The sequence below is a fragment of the Reichenbachiella versicolor genome (assembly GCF_003171675.1).
Lineage (GTDB): Bacteria > Bacteroidota > Bacteroidia > Cytophagales > Cyclobacteriaceae > Reichenbachiella > Reichenbachiella versicolor.
Genome location: NZ_QFZQ01000003.1, coordinates 300,739 through 323,644 on the forward strand (window position 1 = coordinate 300,739; position 22,906 = coordinate 323,644).

At 37.1% G+C, this 22,906-nt stretch carries 18 protein-coding genes; 11 read left to right on the top strand and 7 right to left on the bottom strand.

Annotated elements, in window-relative coordinates; translation table 11 throughout:
• Position 1 precedes the first annotated feature (1 nt).
• Together DKG80_RS09415 and DKG80_RS09420 are read left to right on the top strand one after the other, a co-directional pair.
• Positions 2-1,444, top strand: coding sequence for an ABC transporter permease (locus DKG80_RS09415; protein WP_109831076.1), 1,443 nt, complete (start codon positions 2-4; stop codon positions 1,442-1,444).
• Positions 1,445-1,446: 2 nt separating this feature from the next.
• Positions 1,447-2,811: a DUF3526 domain-containing protein gene (locus DKG80_RS09420; protein WP_109831077.1), complete on the top strand. Its 1,365-nt coding sequence runs from the start codon at positions 1,447-1,449 to the stop codon at positions 2,809-2,811.
• A 112-nt stretch (positions 2,812-2,923) separates the two neighbouring features.
• Here DKG80_RS09420 and uxuA read toward each other — a convergent pair whose 3' ends face one another.
• Together uxuA and DKG80_RS09430 are read right to left on the bottom strand one after the other, a co-directional pair.
• Positions 2,924-4,117 carry a mannonate dehydratase gene (gene uxuA, locus DKG80_RS09425; protein ID WP_109831078.1) on the bottom strand — a complete coding sequence of 398 codons (1,194 nt, stop codon included), beginning with the start codon at positions 4,115-4,117 and terminating at the stop codon, positions 2,924-2,926.
• 12 nt (positions 4,118-4,129) lie between these two features.
• Positions 4,130-4,945 carry an SDR family oxidoreductase gene (locus DKG80_RS09430; protein ID WP_109831079.1) on the bottom strand — a complete coding sequence of 272 codons (816 nt, stop codon included), beginning with the start codon at positions 4,943-4,945 and terminating at the stop codon, positions 4,130-4,132.
• A gap of 251 nt (positions 4,946-5,196) precedes the next feature.
• Here DKG80_RS09430 and DKG80_RS09435 point away from each other — a divergent pair, with 251 nt between their 5' ends.
• On the top strand, positions 5,197-6,303 hold the full coding sequence (locus DKG80_RS09435) for an adenylate/guanylate cyclase domain-containing protein (protein WP_109831080.1): 1,107 nt from the start codon (positions 5,197-5,199) through the stop codon (positions 6,301-6,303).
• A gap of 215 nt (positions 6,304-6,518) precedes the next feature.
• Positions 6,519-8,057, top strand: a complete 1,539-nt coding sequence (locus tag DKG80_RS09440; RefSeq protein WP_109831081.1) for a T9SS type A sorting domain-containing protein — start codon at positions 6,519-6,521, stop codon at positions 8,055-8,057.
• 79 nt (positions 8,058-8,136) lie between these two features.
• Here the strand turns inward: DKG80_RS09440 and DKG80_RS09445 are convergent, their stop codons facing one another.
• Positions 8,137-8,748: a hypothetical protein gene (locus DKG80_RS09445; protein WP_109831082.1), complete on the bottom strand. Its 612-nt coding sequence runs from the start codon at positions 8,746-8,748 to the stop codon at positions 8,137-8,139.
• Positions 8,749-9,444: 696 nt separating this feature from the next.
• On the opposite strand from DKG80_RS09445, the gene DKG80_RS09455 reads away from it, so the two are divergent.
• Positions 9,445-10,449 carry a carboxylesterase family protein gene (locus DKG80_RS09455; RefSeq protein WP_109831084.1) on the top strand — a complete coding sequence of 335 codons (1,005 nt, stop codon included), beginning with the start codon at positions 9,445-9,447 and terminating at the stop codon, positions 10,447-10,449.
• Positions 10,450-10,602: 153 nt separating this feature from the next.
• Here the strand turns inward: DKG80_RS09455 and DKG80_RS09460 are convergent, their stop codons facing one another.
• Genes DKG80_RS09460 through DKG80_RS09470 form a run of 3 tightly spaced genes read right to left on the bottom strand, consistent with a single transcriptional unit; the run spans position 10,603 to position 14,205 of the window.
• The gene (locus DKG80_RS09460) at positions 10,603-10,914 is read right to left on the bottom strand and encodes a hypothetical protein (RefSeq protein WP_109831085.1); all 312 of its coding nucleotides are present in this window, start codon (positions 10,912-10,914) and stop codon (positions 10,603-10,605) included.
• 5 nt (positions 10,915-10,919) lie between these two features.
• The gene (locus DKG80_RS09465) at positions 10,920-12,395 is read right to left on the bottom strand and encodes a tyrosinase family protein (protein WP_162555782.1); all 1,476 of its coding nucleotides are present in this window, start codon (positions 12,393-12,395) and stop codon (positions 10,920-10,922) included.
• A 28-nt stretch (positions 12,396-12,423) separates the two neighbouring features.
• Complete coding sequence (locus DKG80_RS09470; protein ID WP_109831087.1) at positions 12,424-14,205, bottom strand: multicopper oxidase family protein; 1,782 nt, start codon at positions 14,203-14,205, stop codon at positions 12,424-12,426.
• Between the two features lie 316 nt (positions 14,206-14,521).
• Here DKG80_RS09470 and DKG80_RS09475 point away from each other — a divergent pair, with 316 nt between their 5' ends.
• The 6 genes from DKG80_RS09475 (at position 14,522) to DKG80_RS09500 (ending at position 21,781) form a co-directional block, all read left to right on the top strand.
• Positions 14,522-15,679 (top strand): aspartyl protease family protein, encoded by a 1,158-nt coding sequence (locus DKG80_RS09475; protein WP_162555783.1) that lies wholly within the window; start codon positions 14,522-14,524, stop codon positions 15,677-15,679.
• Positions 15,680-15,903: 224 nt separating this feature from the next.
• Positions 15,904-16,788, top strand: a complete 885-nt coding sequence (locus tag DKG80_RS09480) for a histidine kinase (RefSeq protein WP_162555784.1) — start codon at positions 15,904-15,906, stop codon at positions 16,786-16,788.
• 90 nt (positions 16,789-16,878) lie between these two features.
• Positions 16,879-17,532, top strand: coding sequence for a hypothetical protein (locus tag DKG80_RS09485; protein ID WP_162555785.1), 654 nt, complete (start codon positions 16,879-16,881; stop codon positions 17,530-17,532).
• Positions 17,533-17,708: 176 nt separating this feature from the next.
• A complete protein-coding gene (locus tag DKG80_RS09490; RefSeq protein WP_109831091.1) occupies positions 17,709-18,107 on the top strand; it encodes an acyl-CoA thioesterase in 399 nt (132 codons plus the stop codon).
• 278 nt (positions 18,108-18,385) lie between these two features.
• On the top strand, positions 18,386-20,440 hold the full coding sequence (locus DKG80_RS09495) for a M48 family metalloprotease (protein WP_109831092.1): 2,055 nt from the start codon (positions 18,386-18,388) through the stop codon (positions 20,438-20,440).
• A 165-nt stretch (positions 20,441-20,605) separates the two neighbouring features.
• Complete coding sequence (locus DKG80_RS09500; RefSeq protein WP_262509897.1) at positions 20,606-21,781, top strand: CobW family GTP-binding protein; 1,176 nt, start codon at positions 20,606-20,608, stop codon at positions 21,779-21,781.
• A gap of 17 nt (positions 21,782-21,798) precedes the next feature.
• Here the strand turns inward: DKG80_RS09500 and DKG80_RS09505 are convergent, their stop codons facing one another.
• Positions 21,799-22,845 carry a bestrophin family protein gene (locus DKG80_RS09505; protein WP_109831094.1) on the bottom strand — a complete coding sequence of 349 codons (1,047 nt, stop codon included), beginning with the start codon at positions 22,843-22,845 and terminating at the stop codon, positions 21,799-21,801.
• Positions 22,846-22,906 lie beyond the last annotated feature (61 nt).

Below are 22,906 nucleotides of genomic sequence, written 5' to 3' on the forward strand. Positions count from 1 at the left end.
CATGCGTAGAGAAGTACTTCTGTTGATTGCCAGACAGTTTTGGGTGAGTACCTTTAAATCCAAAGGTATATTCTTACTAATGGGAATAATGGTGGTGCTTCTCGTATACGCTGTATATAGCGGAGTAGGCTATCACGATCAAAATCATTTTAGAATTGATCATCAAGAAAAAGCACGAGAGAGTTGGGAAGGAAACCCTGATAAGCACCCTCATAGAATGGCGCATTTTGGAACCTTTGCTTTCAGATTGAAGCATCCGTTAAGTGTTTTTGATTTTGGTATCGAGAGTTATACCGGAAATGCAGTCTTTCTTGAAGCTCATAGGCAAAATGTAGCCAATTTCTCTGAGGCTGGTTTTTCTACAGGACTCTTGCGTTTTGGAGAATTGAGTATGGGAATGATTCTTCAAATGATTTTACCTCTTATTATCTTTTTTCTTGGTTATGCATCTATCGTTTCTGATAGAGAAAATGGAACCCTCAAAGTACTTTTGACACAAGGAGCAAGTTGGAAAGAGATCTTGTTTGGTCGGTCTATTGGACTATTTGGGATCTCCTGTCTGTTTGTAATTCCGTTTTTAGTTGTTACAGCTATTTTGCTCATTCTAGAAGAACACTCAGTTGATGATCAGTGGGTGAGGCTGTCGTTTTTATCTCTTTCATATATTGTCTTTTCATTTGTACTAAGCTTACTCACTATATCAGTATCAGCAAGAAGCCAATCTTCCAAGTCTGCCTTAATAAAGTTACTAGGTCTATGGTTATTCATGATTGTGATATTGCCAAGAGCTTCTCAAGCTTTGGGTACGTACTTTCACCCATCTCCGAGTAAGCTAGAATTTCGTGCGGCAATTGAGGAAGAAATAATACAATACGGTGACAGTCATGATCCTAATGATGAGCATTTCGCAGCTCTAAGAGACTCAGTATTGAGAGCCAATAACGTAGACTCAATAAGTCAGCTTTCATTCAACTATGGAGGTTTAGTCATGCGTGAAGGGGAGAAAATAAGTGCTAGTATATTTAATGAGCACCAACAACAACTTGTTTCAATATATAGAGATCAAAATCAACTAACTAGATCGCTGATATTGTTAAACCCATATCTCGCCATTAAGAATCTATCAATGACCTTATGCGGAACTGATTTTGAATCTTATGTCGACTTTCAAAACCAGGCCGAAGACTACAGGTACAGCTTAGCTCAAAAGATGAATGAGCTTCAGATTAAATATATCAGCCCAAAAAGAGTAAGTGGTTCGGAGGGAAAAGTATACGTAGTAGATAAATCAGAGTGGAAGGCTTTTCCTGATTTTAAACACCAATTCCAGAATATTCAACATTCATTGGAGAATGAGCTTATCTCGATAGTATCTCTTTTAATATGGCTTGTTTTAGCCGTTTGGGTCATTTTGTACTTGTCTAGAAAATCAACTGCGCTTTAGTTATGAATCAATTAATGATCAAACAATTTTTGAGAACCCGAACGTTTCAATTCGGTCTCATCTTGATTTTGCTTTTGGGTTTAATTAGTATCATTACTGGAAGGCAATTCTTAAATGACCAAAGAGAGAGAATATCTCATGTAGTAGAGAAGCAAGAAGGACATATTGCTAGAAATATTGAGTTTCATGGCGACGACCTTGGTTTGCTTCTGTACTATTTGAAGTTTTCATTAGTCAAAAAGCAAAGTCCGTTAGTAGCACTTTCTATTGGTCAGAATGATCTCAATCCAAGTATACAAAGTGTAAAAATACTTGCTCTGGAAGGGCAGAAGTATGATACAGATCTAGTTAATCCTACAAAGTTACTTTTTGGAAATCTAGACTTTAGTTTCATTCTTGTCTACGTTTTTCCTCTTTTGATTATAGCGTTTACTTATAATCTTTTGTCAGAGGAAGAGGAGTCTGGTACTTGGAAAATGGTCAGTGTAACGGTACAGTCAAAATTGAAGTTCCTATTATCTAAGCTACTTGTAAGATTGATTTCCCTACTAGCAGTGATGAGCTTTCTATTTATTGCAGCCAGCTTAGTATTAGACATTCCATGGAATGAGGCGTTTTTTGCCTTTTATATGATTGGTGTTTTGTATCAAGTATTTTGGTTTGCAATTTGTTTTTGGGTCATTTGTTTAAAGAGAAATTCAAGTTTCAATGCCGTAGTATTATTATTCTTTTGGCTGATGCTGGTAGTGTTATTACCTGCTGTAGTTAACAATGCTGTCACGAATAGATACCCAGTTCCGGAGGCATTGACTACGATGATCAAGCAAAGAGATGGGTACCATCAAAAGTGGGACACTAATAAAAGGGAAACCTTGGTAAAGTTCTATAAGAGCTATCCACAGTTTGAGTCTTTTGGCTTCCCACCAGAAGAGGGGTTCAATTGGTTATGGTATTACGCGATGCAGCATCTCGGTGACGATGAATCTGTTGAGGAAAGTAAAGCTATGGCTTCTAAGATTATAGAACGTGAAGAAATGAGTAAGCAAATCGGTCAATTCTTCCCGTCTATGTATGCATTGCTTACATTTAATGAGCTTGCTGAGACTAGTTTAGTTGATCATATGAGCTTTCTTGAACGTACCAATAAGTTTCACGAAGATACGAGGCTCTATTTTTATCCAAAGATATTCTCAGAGTCTACTGCAGATGATGTAGAATGGGAGAAGTTCAAGCCGAAATTTTATGAAGGAAGGAATCAATCTTTTTCATGGACAGGTCTTCTACCTTTAGCGTCGGTAATACTGTTTTTCATTGGGTTGTCAGCCTTTATGTATAGAAGAAACTTTGTTTCAATTGCCAATGATTAAACGTCTAAAAGTGAAACTTTAAACTCTACTGGATCAATAGAATGATAATTCGGAAAGAATCATAACCTGATCCAATCTCGGATAGATTATGATTCTTTCATGATTGCCAGAATTATTTGTGATCAGCCTTTGACCTTCTTATCCCAAGTTCTAAACCTCTCAATTCAGCCAAACCTCTAAGACGTCCAATAGCCGTATATCCTGGGTTTCCTGGGTTTTTTAAGTCATTGAGCATGCGATGCCCATGATCAGGTCTGAATGGCATTCTTAGATCTAATCTACCATCAGTATTCCTGTTCTCCTGCTCTTCTACCAGAGCTTTCATGACTGCGTACATATCTACATCACCGTCCAAATGATCCGCTTCATGAAAATTGCCCTTTTCATCTCGTTTAGTAGCTCTAAGATGGATGAAGTGAATTCTATCCCCAAGTCTCTTGACCATTCCAGAGAGATCATTATCAGCTCTGACTCCAAAAGATCCGGTACAGAAGGTCAATCCGCAGTGAACATTAGGCACAGCATCAAATAGGTCCACGACATCCTGCTCAGTACTCATTACCCTTGGAAGTCCTAATATGAAAAATGGAGGATCATCAGGATGAATGCATAGTCTCACTCCAGCTTCTTCAGCAGCAGGTGTAATTTCATTTAAGAAATAGAACAAATGCTCCTTCATCTTCTTGACATCAATGTTGTCATATGTATCTAAGATACTCTGAAATTCATCTAAAGAATATCCTTCCTCTGCTCCAGGAAGTCCAGCGATAATGCTGTCCACGATGTTTTTTCTTTGCGCATCATTCATGCTTTCGAAGCGTTTCCTAGCTTCTTCTTGTTCCTCTTCAGAATAAGTCGCTGATGCTCCGGGACGCTTCAGTAGATGCAGTTCAAATACTGCCATGTCAAGCTTGCTATATCCCAGACATGTCGATCCATCTTCGAAGGGATAGTCTAGATTGGTTCTAGTCCAGTCTACTACAGGCATGAAGTTGTAGCAGACAGTATCTATTCCGCAGGCTCCCAAGTTTCGGATAGTCTGCTTATAGTTTTCAATATATAGCTTGTAGTCACCAGTTTGGCGCTTGATATCTTCATGAACTGGTACACTTTCTACTACACTCCAAGTAAGACCTTCAGACTCGATAATTGACTTTCTTTCCTTAATCTCATCGATGGTCCATACCTCCCCATTTGGGATATGGTGAAGTGCAGTGACAATACCTGTTGCACCTGCTTGTTTCACATCCTCGAGTGATACATAATCATTAGGACCATACCACCTCCATGTTTGCTCTAATCTCATCTTTTTTAACTCTTATACTCCACTAAATGCATTGAACCCTCCATCGACTGGTACTACTATACCAGTTATAAATGTTGAAGAATCATCTATTAACCATTCCAATGTTCCAACTAGTTCTTCAGGTTTACCAAATCGTTTCATCGGAGTTTGACTTAGAATGGTATTGCCTCTATCAGTAAGGCTTCCGTCAGAGTTAGTAAGCAATGCTCTATTTTGATCCGTTAAAAAGAATCCCGGAGCTATGGCATTCACTCTGATACCTGCAGAAGCGAAGTGTACTGCCATCCATTCTGTGAAGTTGGATATGGCGGCTTTAGCAGCACTATAAGCCATTACTTTAGTCATCGGTGAATAGGCACTCATGGATGATAGATTGATGATGGAACAGCCTTCTTTGCCAATCATATCTTTTCCGAAGATTTGGGAAGGAAGGAATGTGCCGAGGAAGTTTAAGTCAAATACTCCTCCAACAGCTTTGTGATCCAAATCGAAGAATCCTTTTCCTTCATTAGTTGTTGAATCAAACTCGGTCATGGAAGTAGTAGCATCGGGATGGTTGCCTCCAGCACCATTGATGAGAACATCGCAAGTACCAAGCTCACTTTTAATACTCTGGTGTGCACTGAGTAAGGCATCTTTATCTAGAACATCAGCAGCGATAGCTAGTACGGTCCCACCAGTTTCTTTGATTTCATTGGCTACATTTTCGAGCTTTGAAAGTGTTCTCCCAATTAGAGCTATTTTAAATCCTTGTAGGGAAAGGTGTTTAGCCATGACGCTGCACAGTACGCCTGATCCTCCTGTGACTACAGCTACTTTATCCTTCATATCTTTTTATTTTTTTTAGCAATGTTAACGCTATGGTGTACGTTAACGCAACTCAAAATTAACTGAAAGATAGAAGATTGCCAATTCCTGTATAACGCGGGATCATGAGACTACGTAATCTAAACCTGGTTCTGATATCGAAATATTTTGGTACCAATAAGCTAGTTTCAATCTACCAGTTAAAAAGGGATTAACTTTTTAAAGATTGTCTATCTTAAGATTACAAATAATTCAAATTACTTATTCACCCATTGAACTTTAGTCCCAAGTTTTATCGAAATCTAAGTCGGACCTTCCCATTTGGCATCATCTGGCTGATTACGGGTTGGATATTTCTATTTACCGAGTCTGTATCTACTGGGTATCAAAATGTTTACCCAGAGGAATCTATTACTTTAACTCTACCAGTCTTTGTATTTGCTTCTTTCGCTCTTCTGATTGTAGGTATGCTTGTAGGAGTTATTGAACTAGTGGTACTTGAGAATAGATTGACACAATTTAGCCTAGGTAAAAAGGTACTTTATAAGTTTCTGATTTATACGATCCTGATGTGTTTTATCATCGTTGTGGCCTTTATGCTGGCAACGAGCATTGAATTGGGCACCAATCCTTTTGATTCACAAGTAGTGGAAAAGACAACTCGGTTTATGGGAAGTATAGTGCTTTTGAATACTATCGTTCAGTTGTGCTTTCAGTTGATGCTGAGTCTACTCTATGCGGCTATTAGTGAAAACTTAGGCTATCAAGTGCTCTTCAATTTCTTCACAGGTAAATATCATAAGCCGAAAAAGGAACGTAGGATCTTCATGTTTTTGGATATGAAAAGTTCTACTTCTATCGCTGAATCATTGGGAAATGAAAAGTATTTCCAGCTGTTGCAGGCTTATTATGATTCGATGTCTGACGCCATCATCAATACGCATGGTGAAGTTTACCAATATATAGGGGATGAGGTAGTGATAACGTGGATGGAAGAGAGAGGAGTGGAGAACAGCAACTGTTTACTTTGTTTTCAAAAAATCAGAGAAAGTATATCTGCGAAGCGTTTAGATTTTAAAACCAAATTTGGACTGATCCCAGAATTCAAAGCGGCGATTCATCTAGGAGAAGTTACTACTGGAGAGATAGGAGCATTGAAGAAAGAAGTGATCTATACTGGGGATGTTCTTAATACTACTGCCAGAGTGCAAGGGCTTTGCAACCAATATAAGACTGACCTTATTTTTACTGAGGATTTACTTCATGCTTTGCCAAATCGAAAAGCAATTAGCTATCATTTCTTAGGGGAGCTTTCATTGAAAGGTAAGACGCAAAAAGTCAAGTTGTACGATGCTATGGCTGATCAATACTCTGTTTAGATCATTTGGGTAGTGAGTGGGGATTTTTTTGATTAGTTATTCGTATAGGGTATAGGCCGTTGTACAAAATGCCCCTTGAATTGTCAAAGACTACCCCGTGTCTGTTGAAGAAATTGAGTATTGAACAAGAGTTTGACCAGTTCTAATCTAGTCTGTTAATAAGGATTAAGTACTTCATCTATAGAGATTTATGGATTAACTATAAAATTTTTATTATGATTAAACTTAATACCCTAAAAGCGGCTATGCTTATAGCTGTAGCCGCTCTATGTGTGTCTAATGTCATCGCACAACCCAATCCTCCTTCTGGTAAAAAATGGCAAAAGGTTGAAAACCTTTCTGATGAGTTTGATACTTGGGATGGTACTAAATGGACGAAGCCTTTGTGGAACTATGGTGAGCCAGTGCAGATGGTCTCAGGAAATTCAGGAGTATCAGGTGGTAACTTGTGGATCAAAGCTACTCATGACTCTGGTTCATCGAGGTGGTTTCAGACATCACGAGTGATGTCCAAGGAAAGAATAACCTTCCCAATGTATACGGAATGCAGTATGATAACTGCGCATATTTCTGCGTTTAGCACTTATTGGCTGAACAATGGGGATATAGATGACCGAGATGAAATTGATATCTGTGAGCACAACTCTAAACCATCGTGGCCTGGAGACGCAGACCGTGCCTATGAAATGTATTCTCAATACTTCATTGTCAAAAATGGCGTGACAGAGAGAGCGCATATGCCAAGAGTTGATACTCGAAATTTACCCAATAGCAATCCTGCCAAGGGTAAAAAGTGGAATGAAACTTATCAAACGTTGGGATGCTATTGGAAGGACGAACATAATGTTTCTTTCTATATCAATGGTCAAGAGGTAGGTAGTGTTCAGTCCACTAAGGTATTTACCAGAAGTTTGAACATCATCTGGGACCTATGGACTGCCGATGAGGCATGGACTGGAGGAATAGCCAATCCAAATGACCTGTCCAACAATAACATCAATACGATGTATGTGGACTGGATACATACTTACAAACTGATAGATAATCCTAGCGGTGGTTCGACTAAGTATTTTCTAGTAAATAGAGAAACGGGTAAGAAAGTTCGTACGTCAGGAAACGCGGAAAACACTCCTTTGGAATTGGTACCTTCTACATGGAATGGCGCTTCTACCCAATGGGAAAAAATCAATACTGATAATGGCTACTTCTATTTTAAGAATGTAAGCAATGGCATGTATTTTAGACCAATAGATGATACTGAAAATAGTGTGCTAGTTCAGAAACCAACTTCATACAGCGGTAGCTGGACCCAATGGAAAATAGTCTCTTCTTCGGGAGGATATTTTTACTTAGAGAACAGAGCTACGGGAGATTATTTCCGTCCTGAGACTAGTGCCAATTATAGTGATATCATCCAGAAGCCATCATCATGGAATGGCAACTGGACACAGTGGGCTTTGATTCCAGTAAGTAATTTCAGATTGACAGCATTGAGTGAAGTTGAATCGACAGAAGCCAATGTTGATTTTAGTTTGGCTCCCAACCCCGCAGAAGGATATGTGAAGGTACTAGTACAAGGACTGGTTGACAATGCGGAAGTTTCACTTTCAGACTTTCAAGGAAGAGAAGTTTATAAGCGTTCAATTTCAGAGGGACAATTGTCTATAGATACTAGAAATCTGAAAGCAGGCATATATCTAGTGAAAGTCTATACGGCTGGGAAATCAACGATCAAGAAGTTGATAGTTCGGTGATGAATAATCACTGATTACATGATATGAAAAAAGCACTCGAATGAGAGTGCTTTTTTCAATATGATTTTAACCTTGAGGTTTAGCTCTTCACGATATGACGTGCAGCTTCGTAGCCTATGTAGAAAGTTACATTTGATCTACGGAACCTCGACATTACCTTGTCCAATCTAGTCAAGGCTTTGTTACCTTCCTCAAATAGCTCTTCCAAGCTTTGGGTAGCGATTCTAGAAGCAATCTGATAGGCCCTAGGCATACCACGTTTTTCCTGAAAAGAATTGAAGTTAGTTTTTACATCCTCGATTTGCTCTACCGTCATTCCGTAATCCGCCATAGCGTCCACATTTTTCTCAAGTAGACCAATTACATTTTTGGTCTTAGTTTCGAATTCTTCATGTGACAATCTGAAATAGTCTGACTTAGAATTAGAAGCTTGGGCAAGTAACTCAGAGTCATTCATATCGTCTGCATAAGCCTCAAGTGAATCATCCAAAATATCCATTTTATCAGCTATGACTTGTTTTAGTTCCCTGATTGACCCTCCGATAGTTATTTGAGCAGAATCTTGATCCAACGCATTTTGCTTGATGCCCTCGATAACTTGATTCAAAGCCGTTTTGTATTTAGTAAGGATAGGGATAGCGTTCCAAATAGCGGCATTATGGTCTAGATACAGGTTTGTAGCCTCGAACATTTCAAGGCGGTTAATTTGCGATTGTTGCATACTTTTTTAAAAATATTGATTTAATAATGGCTGAAATTTAAATATAACGGTTTAATAATCTATGCATAATGATGAAAATCATGTGCAGCGTCTAAAGATATCTATGCAGTGCCTCAAGGTATCTGTGCAGTCATTTGAGATGTCTGTGCAGAGCATTGGGCCGTGTGTGCAGACGTTTGAGATAGTTGTGCATAGTATTCGAAGGCCTATGCAGAGCGTTTGGAGCACTGTGCAGACTGTTAAGGTACCTATGCAATACTCAAAGCATGCTGTGCAATAGAATCAGGGAAGTTTGCAGAGACTCAAGGGCTATTTGCAAAACCTCCTTAAATAAGTTGACAGGTTTAACACTAATACTAATATGAGTTTACAATGAACTCATTAATCCTAATTGTACTTTACAGAGCTCTGCTTAGTCCTATGAAGAGTAGACAGGATTGGTTTTAGTCCTTCTTGGAGTTGTCTTTTTATTACTTAATCCTTCATATAGTTGTCTATTTACTAGCCAATGGAAATGAAGTGACTTTCTAGAGAATTGCTTTTGCTTAACTATTTCTTAATTCAATGTATAAATAAAAGAGGTTTAGATCTTTTGGTAATTAGTTTAGAATTGCACCTTCATACTATAAGGAAATTGAATAGGGTTTTATCCTCATTGCACCATACATGAAAACAGCTATTGTTTATTTTCAGATATACATTCTCTTGTTCTTTTTATTCTCATGTTCAAAAGGAGATGAGGAAACCATCGAGGAGATAACGGTTGAAGAAACCATAGACGAAGTAGAGACAGATGATGATGGAGAAACGATCGATGAGGAAGATTTCAACTACGAATTTACTAAGCAGCACTTCTTACACGATTTGACAGGAGCATCTTTTCCTTATAGTTTCTTTCAACCAAAAGGCGCCGATATTCTTTCTGATCAAAAATACCCTTTGATTATCGCTCTACATGGTACAGAGTATTACCTAAAATCCGAAGCTGAATTTCTCAATGATTCAAAGACGGGCTACATGGCACTGGCTTGGATAGAAAAAGAAAATCAAAAACAATATCCAGCCTACGTCGTCGCGCCCAATCTCAATAATGGACTATGGACCAAACACTTTGAATATAATGATGGTTGGGCAGGTGAGGAGTCTATTGATTTTATAGAAAAGCTTTTAACTACTCTATTGGCGGACTATCCTAACATAGATGAAAATAGAATCTACCTAACGGGTCATTCTATGGGAGGTGGGGCTACTTGGTATATCGCTACTCAGATGAAAGAAAGACTGGCGGCCATTGTGCCATTTGCACAGTCACTGTCTGTTAACAATTCTAGATTTCAAGAAGTGCTTTCCAATATTGACAATGACACCTTCAAAAATATCCCAATATGGGAGTTTATTCATCAAGATGACAAAGTAGGAGGTGCAAAAACATCAAGAATGATGTTTAGTAGATTACAGAGTAAGGGATATAGTCCTGTTTATACACACTGGTATGATGATCAAGAGTTTAGCCTGACAGACGCAGCTATCGAAACAGCAATAGGTAATAATAAAAAGTACTTTTATTCAGAGTACGCATATGATTGCGGTGACGATTGTCATTACGTCATGACCACAGCCCTCAAACAAGACTATCTTTTCAAATGGCTGTTTAGTCAGAGGAAGGGGTGATCACGCTAAAAAAATATGCTGACTTTACAGAATTAATTCTTTACTAAGACCATTAATTAAAAGAGCGTCTAATTGATAAATAGTTTTCAATATCAATAGACACTCTTTTTGTATCTAGTCTTCAAGATTGCTTTTCGATCTTGATCGTGGAATTTATACTATTACTCCTTCAAACGTTTCTGCACCTTCTTTTTCAGGCATGCCAGCATCTAACCAATCATTGTATTTTTGAATATCTCTGTCTGGCAAAGGGTTATTCCCAGGAGGCATTGGGTGGGCAGTTTCTTTACCAGGCATATACCCCTCTATAGCAATCTTGATGCGTTGGCTTAGTCTACATACGGATTCGTAGTTGCTCAGGTCCAAACTGAAAGTACCCTGATCAGTAGCGATAGAAACTTCTAACATGGGTTGTACATAGGGTGCAAAGATGTTTTTGATATCTGGATCGAAATATACGCTCATGGCAATTATAGTTTAGTGTGGTTTATAGTTAGTTGAAAAGCTTGTTTGTCAAAATTCTTATCGAGGTCGTTCATGACCTTGGTAAGGTCTACGTTGAGTTTGTGATCCATCATACCATTACTTCCATGGTGATGCTCAGGGTCTAGCCAAGCTGTAGATGTTGCTACGAAATACTTCTTACGAAATTTTTCTGATGATATTTCTGCTTTAACCTTTTTAGGGTGCATATATAAGTCTATTTGGTAGGACGAAGATGCATTAGGTTCTGTATAGGTATATAGGTAAGGTTGCTTTTTACTCGCTGGTTTTACAGTGACATCGTTGGTAATGAGTTTGCCTACAGTTGCTTCTGGTTTTCTAGACACTCCTTCATAAAAAAGCTTGTAATAGGGACTTAAGTCACTTTTGGCTAACTCTAAAGGCATTCCGTTTTCGTCTTGAAGGAAAGTTTCAATTTGCTGTTTAGTGTATATGGTATCATCTGGTTCACTCTTGAACTGGTACCCTAGCTTTTTGATATCGAAATACAGTTTTGCTTGTCCCATATTGGGGCGATCACCCATACCGGGATTGAAATCTGGTAAATTAAATTCTTGTGGTTGTTCTGCTCTTAAAAAATAGTCAGTAGAAGTAATGTCGTCTGTACCATGTCGCTCGATCCATGCTTCAAAAACATAATCTATGTATGAATGAAAGGAATAGAAAATAGGGTCGTAAGCGGCTCTAGATGGATAAGTCATATCTCCACCGATAAACGGAGTATGCATGGGGTTATGCATTTGAGCTTCGAAAGTTCCGTAGCCTCCATTAGTGGCATTGACATATCCACCAAATGTGGGCCAATCAGGCTCGTCTAATAAACTGGCTAATAGCTCAGGGGAAGTAAACTCTTTGTATTCGGGATTGTTTTCGAGGTTTCTTCCTTCATGAAATAGAACAGATTTTTTGTTTTCATAAGCTTTCGGAAACTTCTTTCCACTTGGTTTTTGGGTGAAATTCCAATACGGTACGCCTATGTCTTTTGTAGGATACTTATTGCCTTTACTGTCTACTATAGTACCTTCTGGATCAGTGTTTTGTAGAATCTGTTCGAAGTAATAGAACTGTGCTCTATGCCACACAAGGAAGATATCCTTGCCATGCTCACACATGCCTGGGTAGCCATAGGTTCCATCTGAGTACGTCTGAGAAGCAGCTTTTTCATAGAACCTAGTAGGATTCATTTTTCCCTGCTTCAAGGTATTTTTCTTTGGTACAGATACTCTGTTTTTATTATGTACCCATGCTTGCCAGGCATACCCGTCGAGTAGGTATGGGTTTTTTGCACTTCGATCTCTCAGCAGTTGTATTGCATGCTCATACGCTCCCAGTTCCTCTGGTGTTAGTTGATCTATGTTTTTTCGTGTTACTTGGGCATTAGCTACTAATACTAAAGAGCAGATGATGATACCCGATAGTACCCATTTGTGGATTTGATTCATGATAAGGTGGATATTTAGTGAGTTGTTTTTATTGAGTAGGGCCACAGAAGGCGATCCCACTGGTCAATAATTCTTTTTGATTAATGGAAGATAAAACGTCTTCGCTCTTAACGATTTTTACCAATTCCATCATCCCTTGATCTTCATGATCCAGAATATGGCAGTGTAATACGAATTCTCCATCGAAGTTTTCATATCGTGATCTCATGTGCACAGAATCATTTTGCATGATCAGATAAGTATCTTTCCATATCGGAGGATCAAATTCCTGAATTGTACCATTGGCCTTCTTTATTTTGAATATTTCAAAACTATTGACATGAATATGGAAAGGGTGATTTACAAAATTAGAGGTCACTATCCATTCATTGGCAGAGTTCAAGAGCAGCTTTCTAGGAGGGTTGTCCATACTGAAAGGCTGATCATTGACCGTGAAACAAGTAGGGCTGCTATTGATATCTATATTAAACCACACCTTCTGTATAGGAGGCTCTAGTTCATTGCTGGAGATGGATTTAAAGGGAGCGTATGGTTTCAATTGATTGCTGGTAGGTAGAGGCATATCATTCACTTCAGGTGATATGATAACTATTGCCAAAACCTTAGGGCTTTCATATTCTTGTAAAAGAGAAGCATCTTTAGGAGCCTCTCTATCGATCAAAAAGACAGTGTCACTTTCGGATACTAGATTCGCTTTGACTAGTACATCAGATCGATAACCAGGTTCCATCTGGATACTGTCCTTGGACTCCATTCGGCCTAAGCTAATACCATCTAACGCTATCTCGTGCATGGTATGCCCTTCTAGTTGTAATTCAAGCGACTCTCTGACCCCAGCATGGATGAACCTCCATCGTTGTACTTCGCCAGACTTCATTTGGATGATAGGATATGTTTGACCGTTGATAGTGGTTCTCCAACCATTTTCTTCAACCCCCTTAGCCCAAGTCCCCGGGCCAAAGGATGCGTCGAAGTCTTCTACTGAATATACATTATTTGCAGAATCATAGGTGTATGGAATTTGCTGTAAAACAAAGATCTTTTCTTCAGCAGCTTTAATCTCAGCCAAAGTATCTAAGCCTCCTTCAATGATAATTGCACCTGCCATACCAGAAGATACTTGTACAGCCGTAGAGCCATGTACGTGCGCATGATACCAAAATGTACCTTGCGGATGATTATCGGGTAGTAATATATGGTTTTGGAAATCACATGTAGGTGCAATATGTACCAGTACATTGTCACTACTATCCTTTGGGCTTACATGTAAACCATGGGTGTGGAGATTAGTTGTATTAAAGGTCGCAGGATTTTTTTGATTGCAAGAATCAGCAAAATCACCATGCTTGTGACCGAATGGATCACAAGATACATTATCTGTCAATACAGGTAGATTGTTGTTTAGTTTGACTCGTAGGAGGTCTCCAGGTTTGATTCTAAATGTAGGAGGTACTAATAACCCATTATAGTTTCTCAATCGTACCTTGAGCATTTTTGACTGATTTACATTCCATATATACTGATCAGAGTATCCAATATTCAACTCAGTATTCAATACACTATCAATAGCTATTGTTTCTGTAGGGTTTTGAAAATATTCATAAACACTACCAGAAACTGATTCGAGAGATAGAGTGTCAGTTTTTGAATTTTTTAACGTCTTACTGAGATCTGATCGGTTGGCTAGATCTTTTAGTATTTGGGTCTTTTCTAGCTCTAGTGTTTTAAACGACTGGTTCGTTTCGATACATCCTGAGAAGAGAATAATAGAGATAAAAGCGCAAAGGCGCCATTGGTAGATAGTTGGCATATTAAGTTGGATTGGTGAGTACTCTATTTAAAACTAGGAATTTCCCAATCAATAATGAAGTACAGTATCTTGATTTCTCAGCTGTTAACAATTACTTAATATAGATGATTGTATTTATGATTCTTGAATCAAGGATAGAATAGAAAACCATTGATGCCTATAGTTCTGTTTGTATTTAGAGGTTTAGACTATTAGTATTGTGTTGATACACAGCTAAAAGTAGATGTGATTCATGTTCTGATCCTTTATGAAAAATACGATATATCCAATTTCCTTTTTGTTCATTTTACTCGTCTCATGTTCATCCATGAAGCAGATGAAAACGCTAAAACAAGGAGAAGTGAAGCAGGAAGATTTCTTGACAGAAATTCCATTTTATTACCAAAACAATACAATTATCATCGAGGTACAAATAGATGGTCGTAATTACAATTTCATATTCGATACTGGCAATGACTTGACTAGCATTGATGATGGTCTGATGTCAGAGATAAGTGTCAAATCAAACAATCACAGTCAAAAAGTATCAGATGCTCAAAAAAACAAGCTTGTTACCGAGTTTGTATCTATAGAGAGCCTTTCTATCGCAGGTGTAGAGTTTACCAACATAGGTGCTCAAGTGTTTGATCATTCACCTTTTGAGCAAGTTTGGGGTTGTGGCCAAAGTGTTTCAGGCATTATCGGAAATAATTTAATGAGAAAAGCAAAATGGCAGATCGACTATAAGAACAGAGTACTAAGAGTATCGGACAAAATAGACGCTTTTGATATTCAAGACGCGGTGGTGTTTGAAACTAATTCAGGGAAACATGGTGGTGCCAGAATAGAGGTAGCACTCAATGATGTTAAAGCCAAATACAAGTTTGATACAGGTTCATCTGGTTTTATATCATCTGATTTGAAGACGTTTGATAAGCTTAAAACAAATACTCAAATCCAGAGTACACAGGCAACGGTGTCTTCATTTACAGCAAGTGGTAAGAACTTGAAAGTAAAAAACTACGCCTACATAGAAGATATCGAAGTAAATAATATTCAGGTACACAATCAGGTGATTGCATTTAGTGAAAATCATGCAAAACTTTTAGGGAATAAGTTTTTTGACAACTATCTGGTGACTCTAGATTGGACCAATGAACTGTTTTATTTGAAGCCTGTAGATGAATTTAAAAATGGCTCGCTGAAAGTATATGAATACACTTTCGCTCCTAACTATATCAAAAACAAAGTTGTCTTTTATAATACGTGGAATGACCATAGATTAAATCAACCTATTGACTTGAACTCCGATATTCTATCAATAAATGGTATAGAATTGACCGATTTAACTGACGAACAACTATGCTCTATTTGGGAGAATCAAAGCAAAGATTTTAAAACAAATAAGGTAGACATTGAGATATTAGAAAACGGTAAGAAAAGAACCGTTACTCTGACTAAGAAGCAGTTACTTCCTCAGTTAATATTAGAGTAATTTTTTGTATTAGGTTATCATCTGTCTGGAATTTATCTTCCTCCTATGAAAAGAATAGGTCTAGACCTTCCTTTCTACCCTTTCAGTGAGGGTAAAATATCATTCATATAATTTCGTTTTAAAGTTTCAGCATGATAAGCTTTTCTTTTGCTTTGCAAAAGTGAATTCTAATCCATTTGTACCAGAAGAATATATGTTGTAAAGTATCGTGAAGACGCCCATTTATGATAGACAGTGAAATAATAACTCAGTTTTCTATCCACCAAAAACAAAACTTTGACCTTGAGTTTGCCATGCGTACACGTCGGCAAACAATCTACATAGTGACAGCAGTCAACTTTTTGATGTTGCTCATGGAACTCATTGTTGATTTCAATACAGGTAACCCAATGCTATTGGGGACCTTTTTAATATTGAATTCTATACTAGCCATATTGGTAAGGTATAGTTCTAATACCTATTGGTACGGTCAGGCTATGGTATTCTTATTTTTTCTCTTAATACAGCTTCATTTTTTTAGTAATCCTAAGTTTTTTCATACTCTTATCTATTGGATGCCTTTGATACCTATGCTGAGTATTTTTCTTGCCAGTCTAAGGGCATCGTTGATATGGCTTTTAATAACTCTTATCGCAGTTTTTGTCAATGCTTACTTTGGGTATGTTACCATAGGAGAAAAATACTATATAGAAGCTCGCTATATAGCGTTTGCCATAGGAGGTATTATCTTCTTATTGGCCAATTATATGTCATACATAATGATGTATAGATTAATCGGCCAGTATTACCTTGATCAGCAAAAGAAAAGAGAAGAAGCTAATAGCTTGAATAAACAATTGAATCATGTAAAGCTTGATTTAGAGGAAAAAGTAGCAGGGCAGGTAGCGGATGTGAAAGAAAAAAATAAGCAAATAGAAAAGTATGCCTTTATGAATTCACATATAGTAAGGGCACCATTAGCGAACATTTTAGGAGCAGTTAATTTGTACAACGCTACAGATGATCCCACCTCTAAGGAAGAATTATTTGAGTTAATAGATCAAAGTGCTCAAAAGTTGGATGAAGTAATACAAAACGTATCGAAAGATCTTTATATTGACAACAAATAACTTAACAATAGGGACACCCTACCGGTCCAAGAAATTATTTGATGTCTTATCCCTCGATAATCAATAATAGTCACTCAAAGTTTGTATTTCATGACAATTCTTAAGCCGCTATCAAAACCACTAGTCATTATACTATTAGTCAGTCTCTACAGTTGTAATAATTATTTTAATAGCACTAAGCCTACTGTTGAGATGGTAGACGAAGCCAATTTATCTAAAGAAATTGAGGAATTAGAGATAGTAGAATCTACAGAAGAGAATGTAGTTATAAAGCAATTTAGATTTCAGCAGAGTGGAGATGAAAAGTATATTTTGCCACTATATACTAATCATTACCTAGAAAACGAATATTTGTTTACACATGTCATAGATCGCTATGAGATAATTGACAAAGACAAACCTTTGATAGAAATCGCAACTTTGATTGCAGAGCATGTATCTGAGCAGGTAGGAGGGCTTGAGATCGAAGTGGAGATCGATGATATTGGAGAAGGTGTATTATGTCTAGATCTAACCTTGATAGATCCAGATACTGAGGAAGCATATTATAAAAATAACTGGTCCCAAGCTTTCGCAGCTTCTGGCGAGACGACTGCTACTTTAAGAAAGATCCTTCCAAATTTTTTACAAAAGGACTACAAAGGACCTTGGATAGATTTACTTCGATTCGAAGATACCGGAGATGGTATTCATCAGCATGAATATTACAGATACGAAGATATTGATACTTACACTCTCGATTAACTATTTCTTATTTCAGCCAATCCTAAGTCTATAGAATTTTAGACCTTTTATTACTTGTGAGTCTATAATCTAATCGAATAAATTGATAAGGAATTTGTGCCTGTATTACGTATAAGTGGGTGAGGTTTCTATTAACAGAAACTTAAAAATTTTCATTTCACTATAAAGTTAAAAGCATGAATTTTCATACACGCAAATGGGTAAAACCAGAAGACTTAAATCCAAATAAAAGTTTGTTTGGAGGACGGTTATTAGAATGGATAGACGAAGAGGCGGCTCTGTATGCAATTATCCAATTAGAAAACCCAAGAACAGTTACCAAGTTTATCAGTGAGATAGAATTTCGCTCTAGTGCCAAGGAAGGAGAAATCATCGAGATAGGCATAGAAGTGGTCAAGTTTGGCAGTACTTCTTTGACACTCCGGTCCGAAGTCAGAAATAAAATGACCAGAGAAACAATTCTAACAGTCGATAAAATAGTAATGGTAAGCCTTGATGAAGCAGGACATCCTAAACCTCATGGAAAGACTCAAGTAGAATATGTCAAAGACAGATTAGAAAAAGAGAAGGCATAAATTGATTTTTGGATGGTTAAAGATTGAAAATGATTTGAAAAGAGATATGATTGTTTCGTTCTTTCGTTGACTATTAAGCTAATGCTAAGTCGAGTTGACAGAAATTTCCTATAAGTATCTTTGGATAGCAAAAAGTAGAATAAGAGTTACATTCAATAATAGGTAACTGCCTTTTAATCAACTATAACTACTCAGGGATAAGATCAAAGTGTATCAATATTGCAAAATCAGTGGTGAGGTATTAATTTTCTTTTTTTTAAATTTTTAATCTAATCACTATGTCAGCGTCTGAGGTAAAACTAACCGCCGAATTTAAAGCCCAAACAACAAGATCGATTCTTGCCATAGCTTTATTTGCTATTACCTACATTTTATTGTTTCTACTAGCATTAGTCTTAACTGTAGCCTGTGTAACAGGAGGAATAGCACTTGTGATTGAAATCCCTAAGTTCGTTACTCTCGCATTAGGAGTAGGATTGGCAAGTTTAGGAATATTGGTTTTAGTTTTTCTAGTCAAATTTATTTTTAAAACCAATAAGGTAGATAGGTCACATCTTCTAGAAATAAAAAGGTCAGATGAGCCTGAGTTATTTGCTATGATAGATGACATAGTTCAGAGAGTTGATACACGTTTTCCCAAGCGTGTATATTTATCTGCAGATGTTAATGCATCTGTATTTTATGATTCTAGCTTTTGGAGTATGTTTTTCCCAGTTAAGAAAAACTTGATGATTGGAATAGGTCTTGTTAACAGTGTTTCCAAATCTGAGTTGAAAGCAATTCTTGCACATGAATTTGGGCACTTTTCACAGCGAACCATGAAAGTAGGAAGCTTTGTGTATAATGTGAATCAAGTAATATTCAATATGCTATATGAAAATGACTCATATGATAAAGCTATACAGGGATGGGCAAGTGTCAGTGGTTATTTCTTCATATTTGTGTTCTTGGCAGTGAAAATAGTAGGAGTCATACAATGGATTCTTAAACAACTTTATAGTGTAGTAAACAAGAGCTACATGGCCTTGTCGAGAGAAATGGAGTTTCATGCAGATGAAATAGCCGCTAGTGTCACAGGATATGAACCTTTGAAGTCTTCTCTAATGAGATTGTCTTTTGCAGAACATGCATATCAATCCGTACTGTCTTTTTATGACGGGAAGATTTCGGATAATTACAAGGCTTTCAATTTATATCAGAATCATGAATCTGTTATGAGTTTTATGGCTTCTGAGTATGAAATTAAGATAGAGAATGGCTTTCCTAATGTGACTCTTCAGGACGAAAATCGGTATAACAAATCAAAACTCATTATTGAAGATCAATGGGCTTCACACCCAAGTACAGAAGATCGAGTTGATAGGCTTGAAAAAACTATATTAAAGGCAACTTCAATTGATTGGTCTCCTGCTACTTCATTGTTTAAAGATTGGTCCTTGCGCAATGAGCAGCTAACCGATTTAATATTTAGTACAGTTCAATATAAAGAAGAGAAAATCAATATTGATGATCAGAGGTTTAAAGAAGAATATAAACAGCAACTCGACTCAAACTCTTTTTCTAAGTTGTACAATGGTTATTATGATGATAAGAACCCTATCCCAATAGACCTTACAAAACAGGAGACTACAGATAAAGCGATAGAAGATCTGTTTTCTCAAGATGTAATAGATCTGGTTTATACGAGTATTTCAATGAAAGGTGATATTGAAACCCTTAAGCAGATTGCTTCTAAGAATATCGATGTTAAGTCCTTTGATTATGATGGTAGGAAATACCGTAGAAAGAATGCAAAAACCATTGCAAAAGAACTTGAGGTTAAATTCGAAAAACTACAGGCATTAATAAAAATTAATGATCAGCATATTTACAGTTACTTTCTTAAGCTCGAAAAAGAGTATGGAGATAGTCAATTACTTACCTCTTTATATGAGTCATTTTTTGACTATGATAAAGTAATTGATGAGAAATATGAGTTGACTAATAGTATGATGAATGATTTGGAATTTATCCAAATGAATACTCCATTTGATCAAATAGTAGCCAATTTCGGTGCACTGAGTCATCGAGAGAACAAACTCAAAGATGAGATAGAGATTATTTTAAATAATGAGGATTACAAAGAAGAAATTACTCCAGATATAGAATCCAATTTCAAAGCTTTTATTGAAAATGATCTGCGTTACTTCCGTGACGAACAATATATTGATTCAAATCTAGAAGTTCTTTTTGCTGCAATTCATAACTACAACTACATTTTGTCCAGAAGTTATTTTATCAAGAAAAAAGGGTTGTTAGAATATCAGAAGAGCCTTTTTGATAAAGTAGGGTAGTACAATCAAAACCTAGATAAGGGTTGGTAATTATTATTTTAGATTCATTATTCATTGAAATGTATTCGGAATTAGTTTTGAGGCTGAATTATCAATATAAATTCTAGCATCATCGATACTACCCGACAAAACACAGTTGACTCCCCTTATCGTATTCCAGTAGTTATCCTTAACGGATTCTTAGGTTCAGGAAAGACTACCCTTTTTAGAAAACTATTGGCTCAATCTAAGAAGAAAGAGATTCCTATTTGTGCCATCGTCAATGATATGAGCGAACTTGATGTCGATGGCGAGCTGATAGGAGGAATGAGCATCGTAGAAGAGAATGAGCAGATCATGGAGTCTATCCATTCCTGTGTGCTTAGTAGTAAACAAGGTATTAAAAAACTGGATCTAGCTTTAAATAAGCTTATATCTCGACAAGAACCAGAGCTGATTATCATAGAAACTTCGGGAAGTTGTCACCCTATGCCGCTGATAGAATATTTTAAGAATAAGAATCAGGTAAAGTTGACAGGTGTATTTGCATTGGTAGATAGTCTAATGCTGTCTCACGACTATGAATATGGGAAGGGGCTAATACCTGCTATGCAAAAGAATATGGCGGAATCCAAGCGAGACACAGTCAACCTGCTTGTCGAGCAAATACTGTTTTGTAGCCATCTTTTATTGACTAAATCTGATCGAATAGAAGAAGGTAAGCTTCCAACCATAGCTGGGTATGTACAGCAAATCAATCCATACGTGTCAACGCATTCAGTACAGTTTGGTAAACTGACCATTGAATCATTGTTTGATCTTGAGGAGTACAATTATCATAAGGTGAGTAAGTTAGTAACAGAACTCAAGCCTGTATTAGAGGAAGAGGAAGACAAAGATCGTCCATACGATTTGGCAACTAGAGTGATTAAAGATGATCGCCCTTTTCACCCTCAAAGACTTTGGGATGCCTGTCATAATTATCTAGATAAGCGGATTTATCGAAGCAAAGGTTTTTTCTGGCTTTGTACAAGAGACAAGCATTCTCTACTTTGGAATCAAGCTGCAGGGAGTATTAGCTTAGAGTTAATAGGTTCATGGAGGGCAGGTGTAGTAGAAGATGAAGATCATGGGATTTCGGATTTTGAAATAGAACAACTCAAGGAGTTATTAGCCAAGGAAACAGGCCGATTCGGAGATCGTCACTGTGACCTTACGGTAATAGGAGGAAAGGGACAAGTAGATCGATTTACTGACGCTCTTAAGGCCTGCTTTCTTACAGATGAAGAACTTGATCTTTGGAAGAATGGCTATCAATTTCCAGATCCATGGCCTAAAAAGCTCGTGAAAGTGGTTAGTTAATAGACTATTTCTACTCTTTACATCTGTATGTTATTGATGTTTTCGAAAGGCTTTGGGATTTCAGATTCATCCTCATCAATTATCTGAAGTATGTCTCTGGTGATACTTCTTGAGATATTTGATATTGGGACATCGTTGGGAGAACCTTCGAAAGGGTTTTCACCAGCCAAGCCAATTCTAAGCATAGTATTGAATACCCAGATTACCGCTACTGTGAATGGAATATTGAACCATACAAAGTACTCCATGATCATCGGATGAGATTCCACCAGTTTAGAAGCCATATTAGCGAAAGTAGGAATAATAGCTAATGGAAGAAGCCACATGAATATGTGTACAAAGTGATAGCCGACACTTCCATATTGCTTTGGGTATGGAAAGTTCTTAATTCGTTCTGTTTTTCCTTGCAGAGTTGTTAATTCGTTGAGTATCTGTTGAAGGTTTAAGAAAGTGAAATCCCACAATTTTCTATCATCAGTTAATTGTCTTAGGTGCTTTGATTGTAAACTGATGATAGCATTGGGTTTGTTTTCTTTAGACATGACATATTGATATTCTTCTTCAGAAAGATGCGTTTTTATCTGATCTTCCAAATGTTCTTCATGCTCTGGAACCATCATATCAAATCCTTTTTTCTTCAAATTATCATATGAAGTTTCCCAAGGTTTTTTGGTTCTCATTGCATATCGTAAGGCTGTCAACCAAGCTATGTGCCTGTTGGTAATTACTCTTATGATACTTTTTTCATCTCCAGACAGATTCTTATGGTTTAAATACAAACTATCTTTTACCATGATGATTAGTGATCTAGAAGTGTTCACTATTCCGCCCCATATTTTTCTTGCTTCCCAAATTCTATCATAGGCAGCATTGTTTTGGAAACCAATCATAAATGCCACCGCAGTACCTATCAACCCTACAGGAGTTAAAGGAATCTGGAGCCATTTTAGATTGAGGACTTCATAAAGAAATGTAGTGACGGTAGTAAAAACAGTAAAGAAAATAAGTTCTCTTTTCGTCCATCTTAATAATCCTTTGAAGGGATATCTGCGCTGTGTGTACATAATCAGGTGCTAAAATAAACGAGTTGGAATTATTTGTACAGTAATCTAGTTAACTAGTTAG

Coding starts and splice junctions, on each gene's coding strand:
- DKG80_RS09415 (WP_109831076.1), top strand. CDS start 2: ATGCGTAGAGAAGTACTTCTGTTGATTGCCAGACAGTTTTGGGTGAGT.
- DKG80_RS09420 (WP_109831077.1), top strand. CDS start 1,447: ATGAATCAATTAATGATCAAACAATTTTTGAGAACCCGAACGTTTCAA.
- uxuA (WP_109831078.1), bottom strand. CDS start 4,117: ATGAGATTAGAGCAAACATGGAGGTGGTATGGTCCTAATGATTATGTA.
- DKG80_RS09430 (WP_109831079.1), bottom strand. CDS start 4,945: ATGAAGGATAAAGTAGCTGTAGTCACAGGAGGATCAGGCGTACTGTGC.
- DKG80_RS09440 (WP_109831081.1), top strand. CDS start 6,519: ATGATTAAACTTAATACCCTAAAAGCGGCTATGCTTATAGCTGTAGCC.
- DKG80_RS09445 (WP_109831082.1), bottom strand. CDS start 8,748: ATGTTCGAGGCTACAAACCTGTATCTAGACCATAATGCCGCTATTTGG.
- DKG80_RS09455 (WP_109831084.1), top strand. CDS start 9,445: ATGAAAACAGCTATTGTTTATTTTCAGATATACATTCTCTTGTTCTTT.
- DKG80_RS09460 (WP_109831085.1), bottom strand. CDS start 10,914: ATGAGCGTATATTTCGATCCAGATATCAAAAACATCTTTGCACCCTAT.
- DKG80_RS09465 (WP_162555782.1), bottom strand. CDS start 12,395: ATGAATCAAATCCACAAATGGGTACTATCGGGTATCATCATCTGCTCT.
- DKG80_RS09470 (WP_109831087.1), bottom strand. CDS start 14,205: ATGCCAACTATCTACCAATGGCGCCTTTGCGCTTTTATCTCTATTATT.
- DKG80_RS09475 (WP_162555783.1), top strand. CDS start 14,522: ATGAAAACGCTAAAACAAGGAGAAGTGAAGCAGGAAGATTTCTTGACA.
- DKG80_RS09480 (WP_162555784.1), top strand. CDS start 15,904: ATGATAGACAGTGAAATAATAACTCAGTTTTCTATCCACCAAAAACAA.
- DKG80_RS09485 (WP_162555785.1), top strand. CDS start 16,879: ATGACAATTCTTAAGCCGCTATCAAAACCACTAGTCATTATACTATTA.
- DKG80_RS09490 (WP_109831091.1), top strand. CDS start 17,709: ATGAATTTTCATACACGCAAATGGGTAAAACCAGAAGACTTAAATCCA.
- DKG80_RS09495 (WP_109831092.1), top strand. CDS start 18,386: ATGTCAGCGTCTGAGGTAAAACTAACCGCCGAATTTAAAGCCCAAACA.
- DKG80_RS09505 (WP_109831094.1), bottom strand. CDS start 22,845: ATGTACACACAGCGCAGATATCCCTTCAAAGGATTATTAAGATGGACG.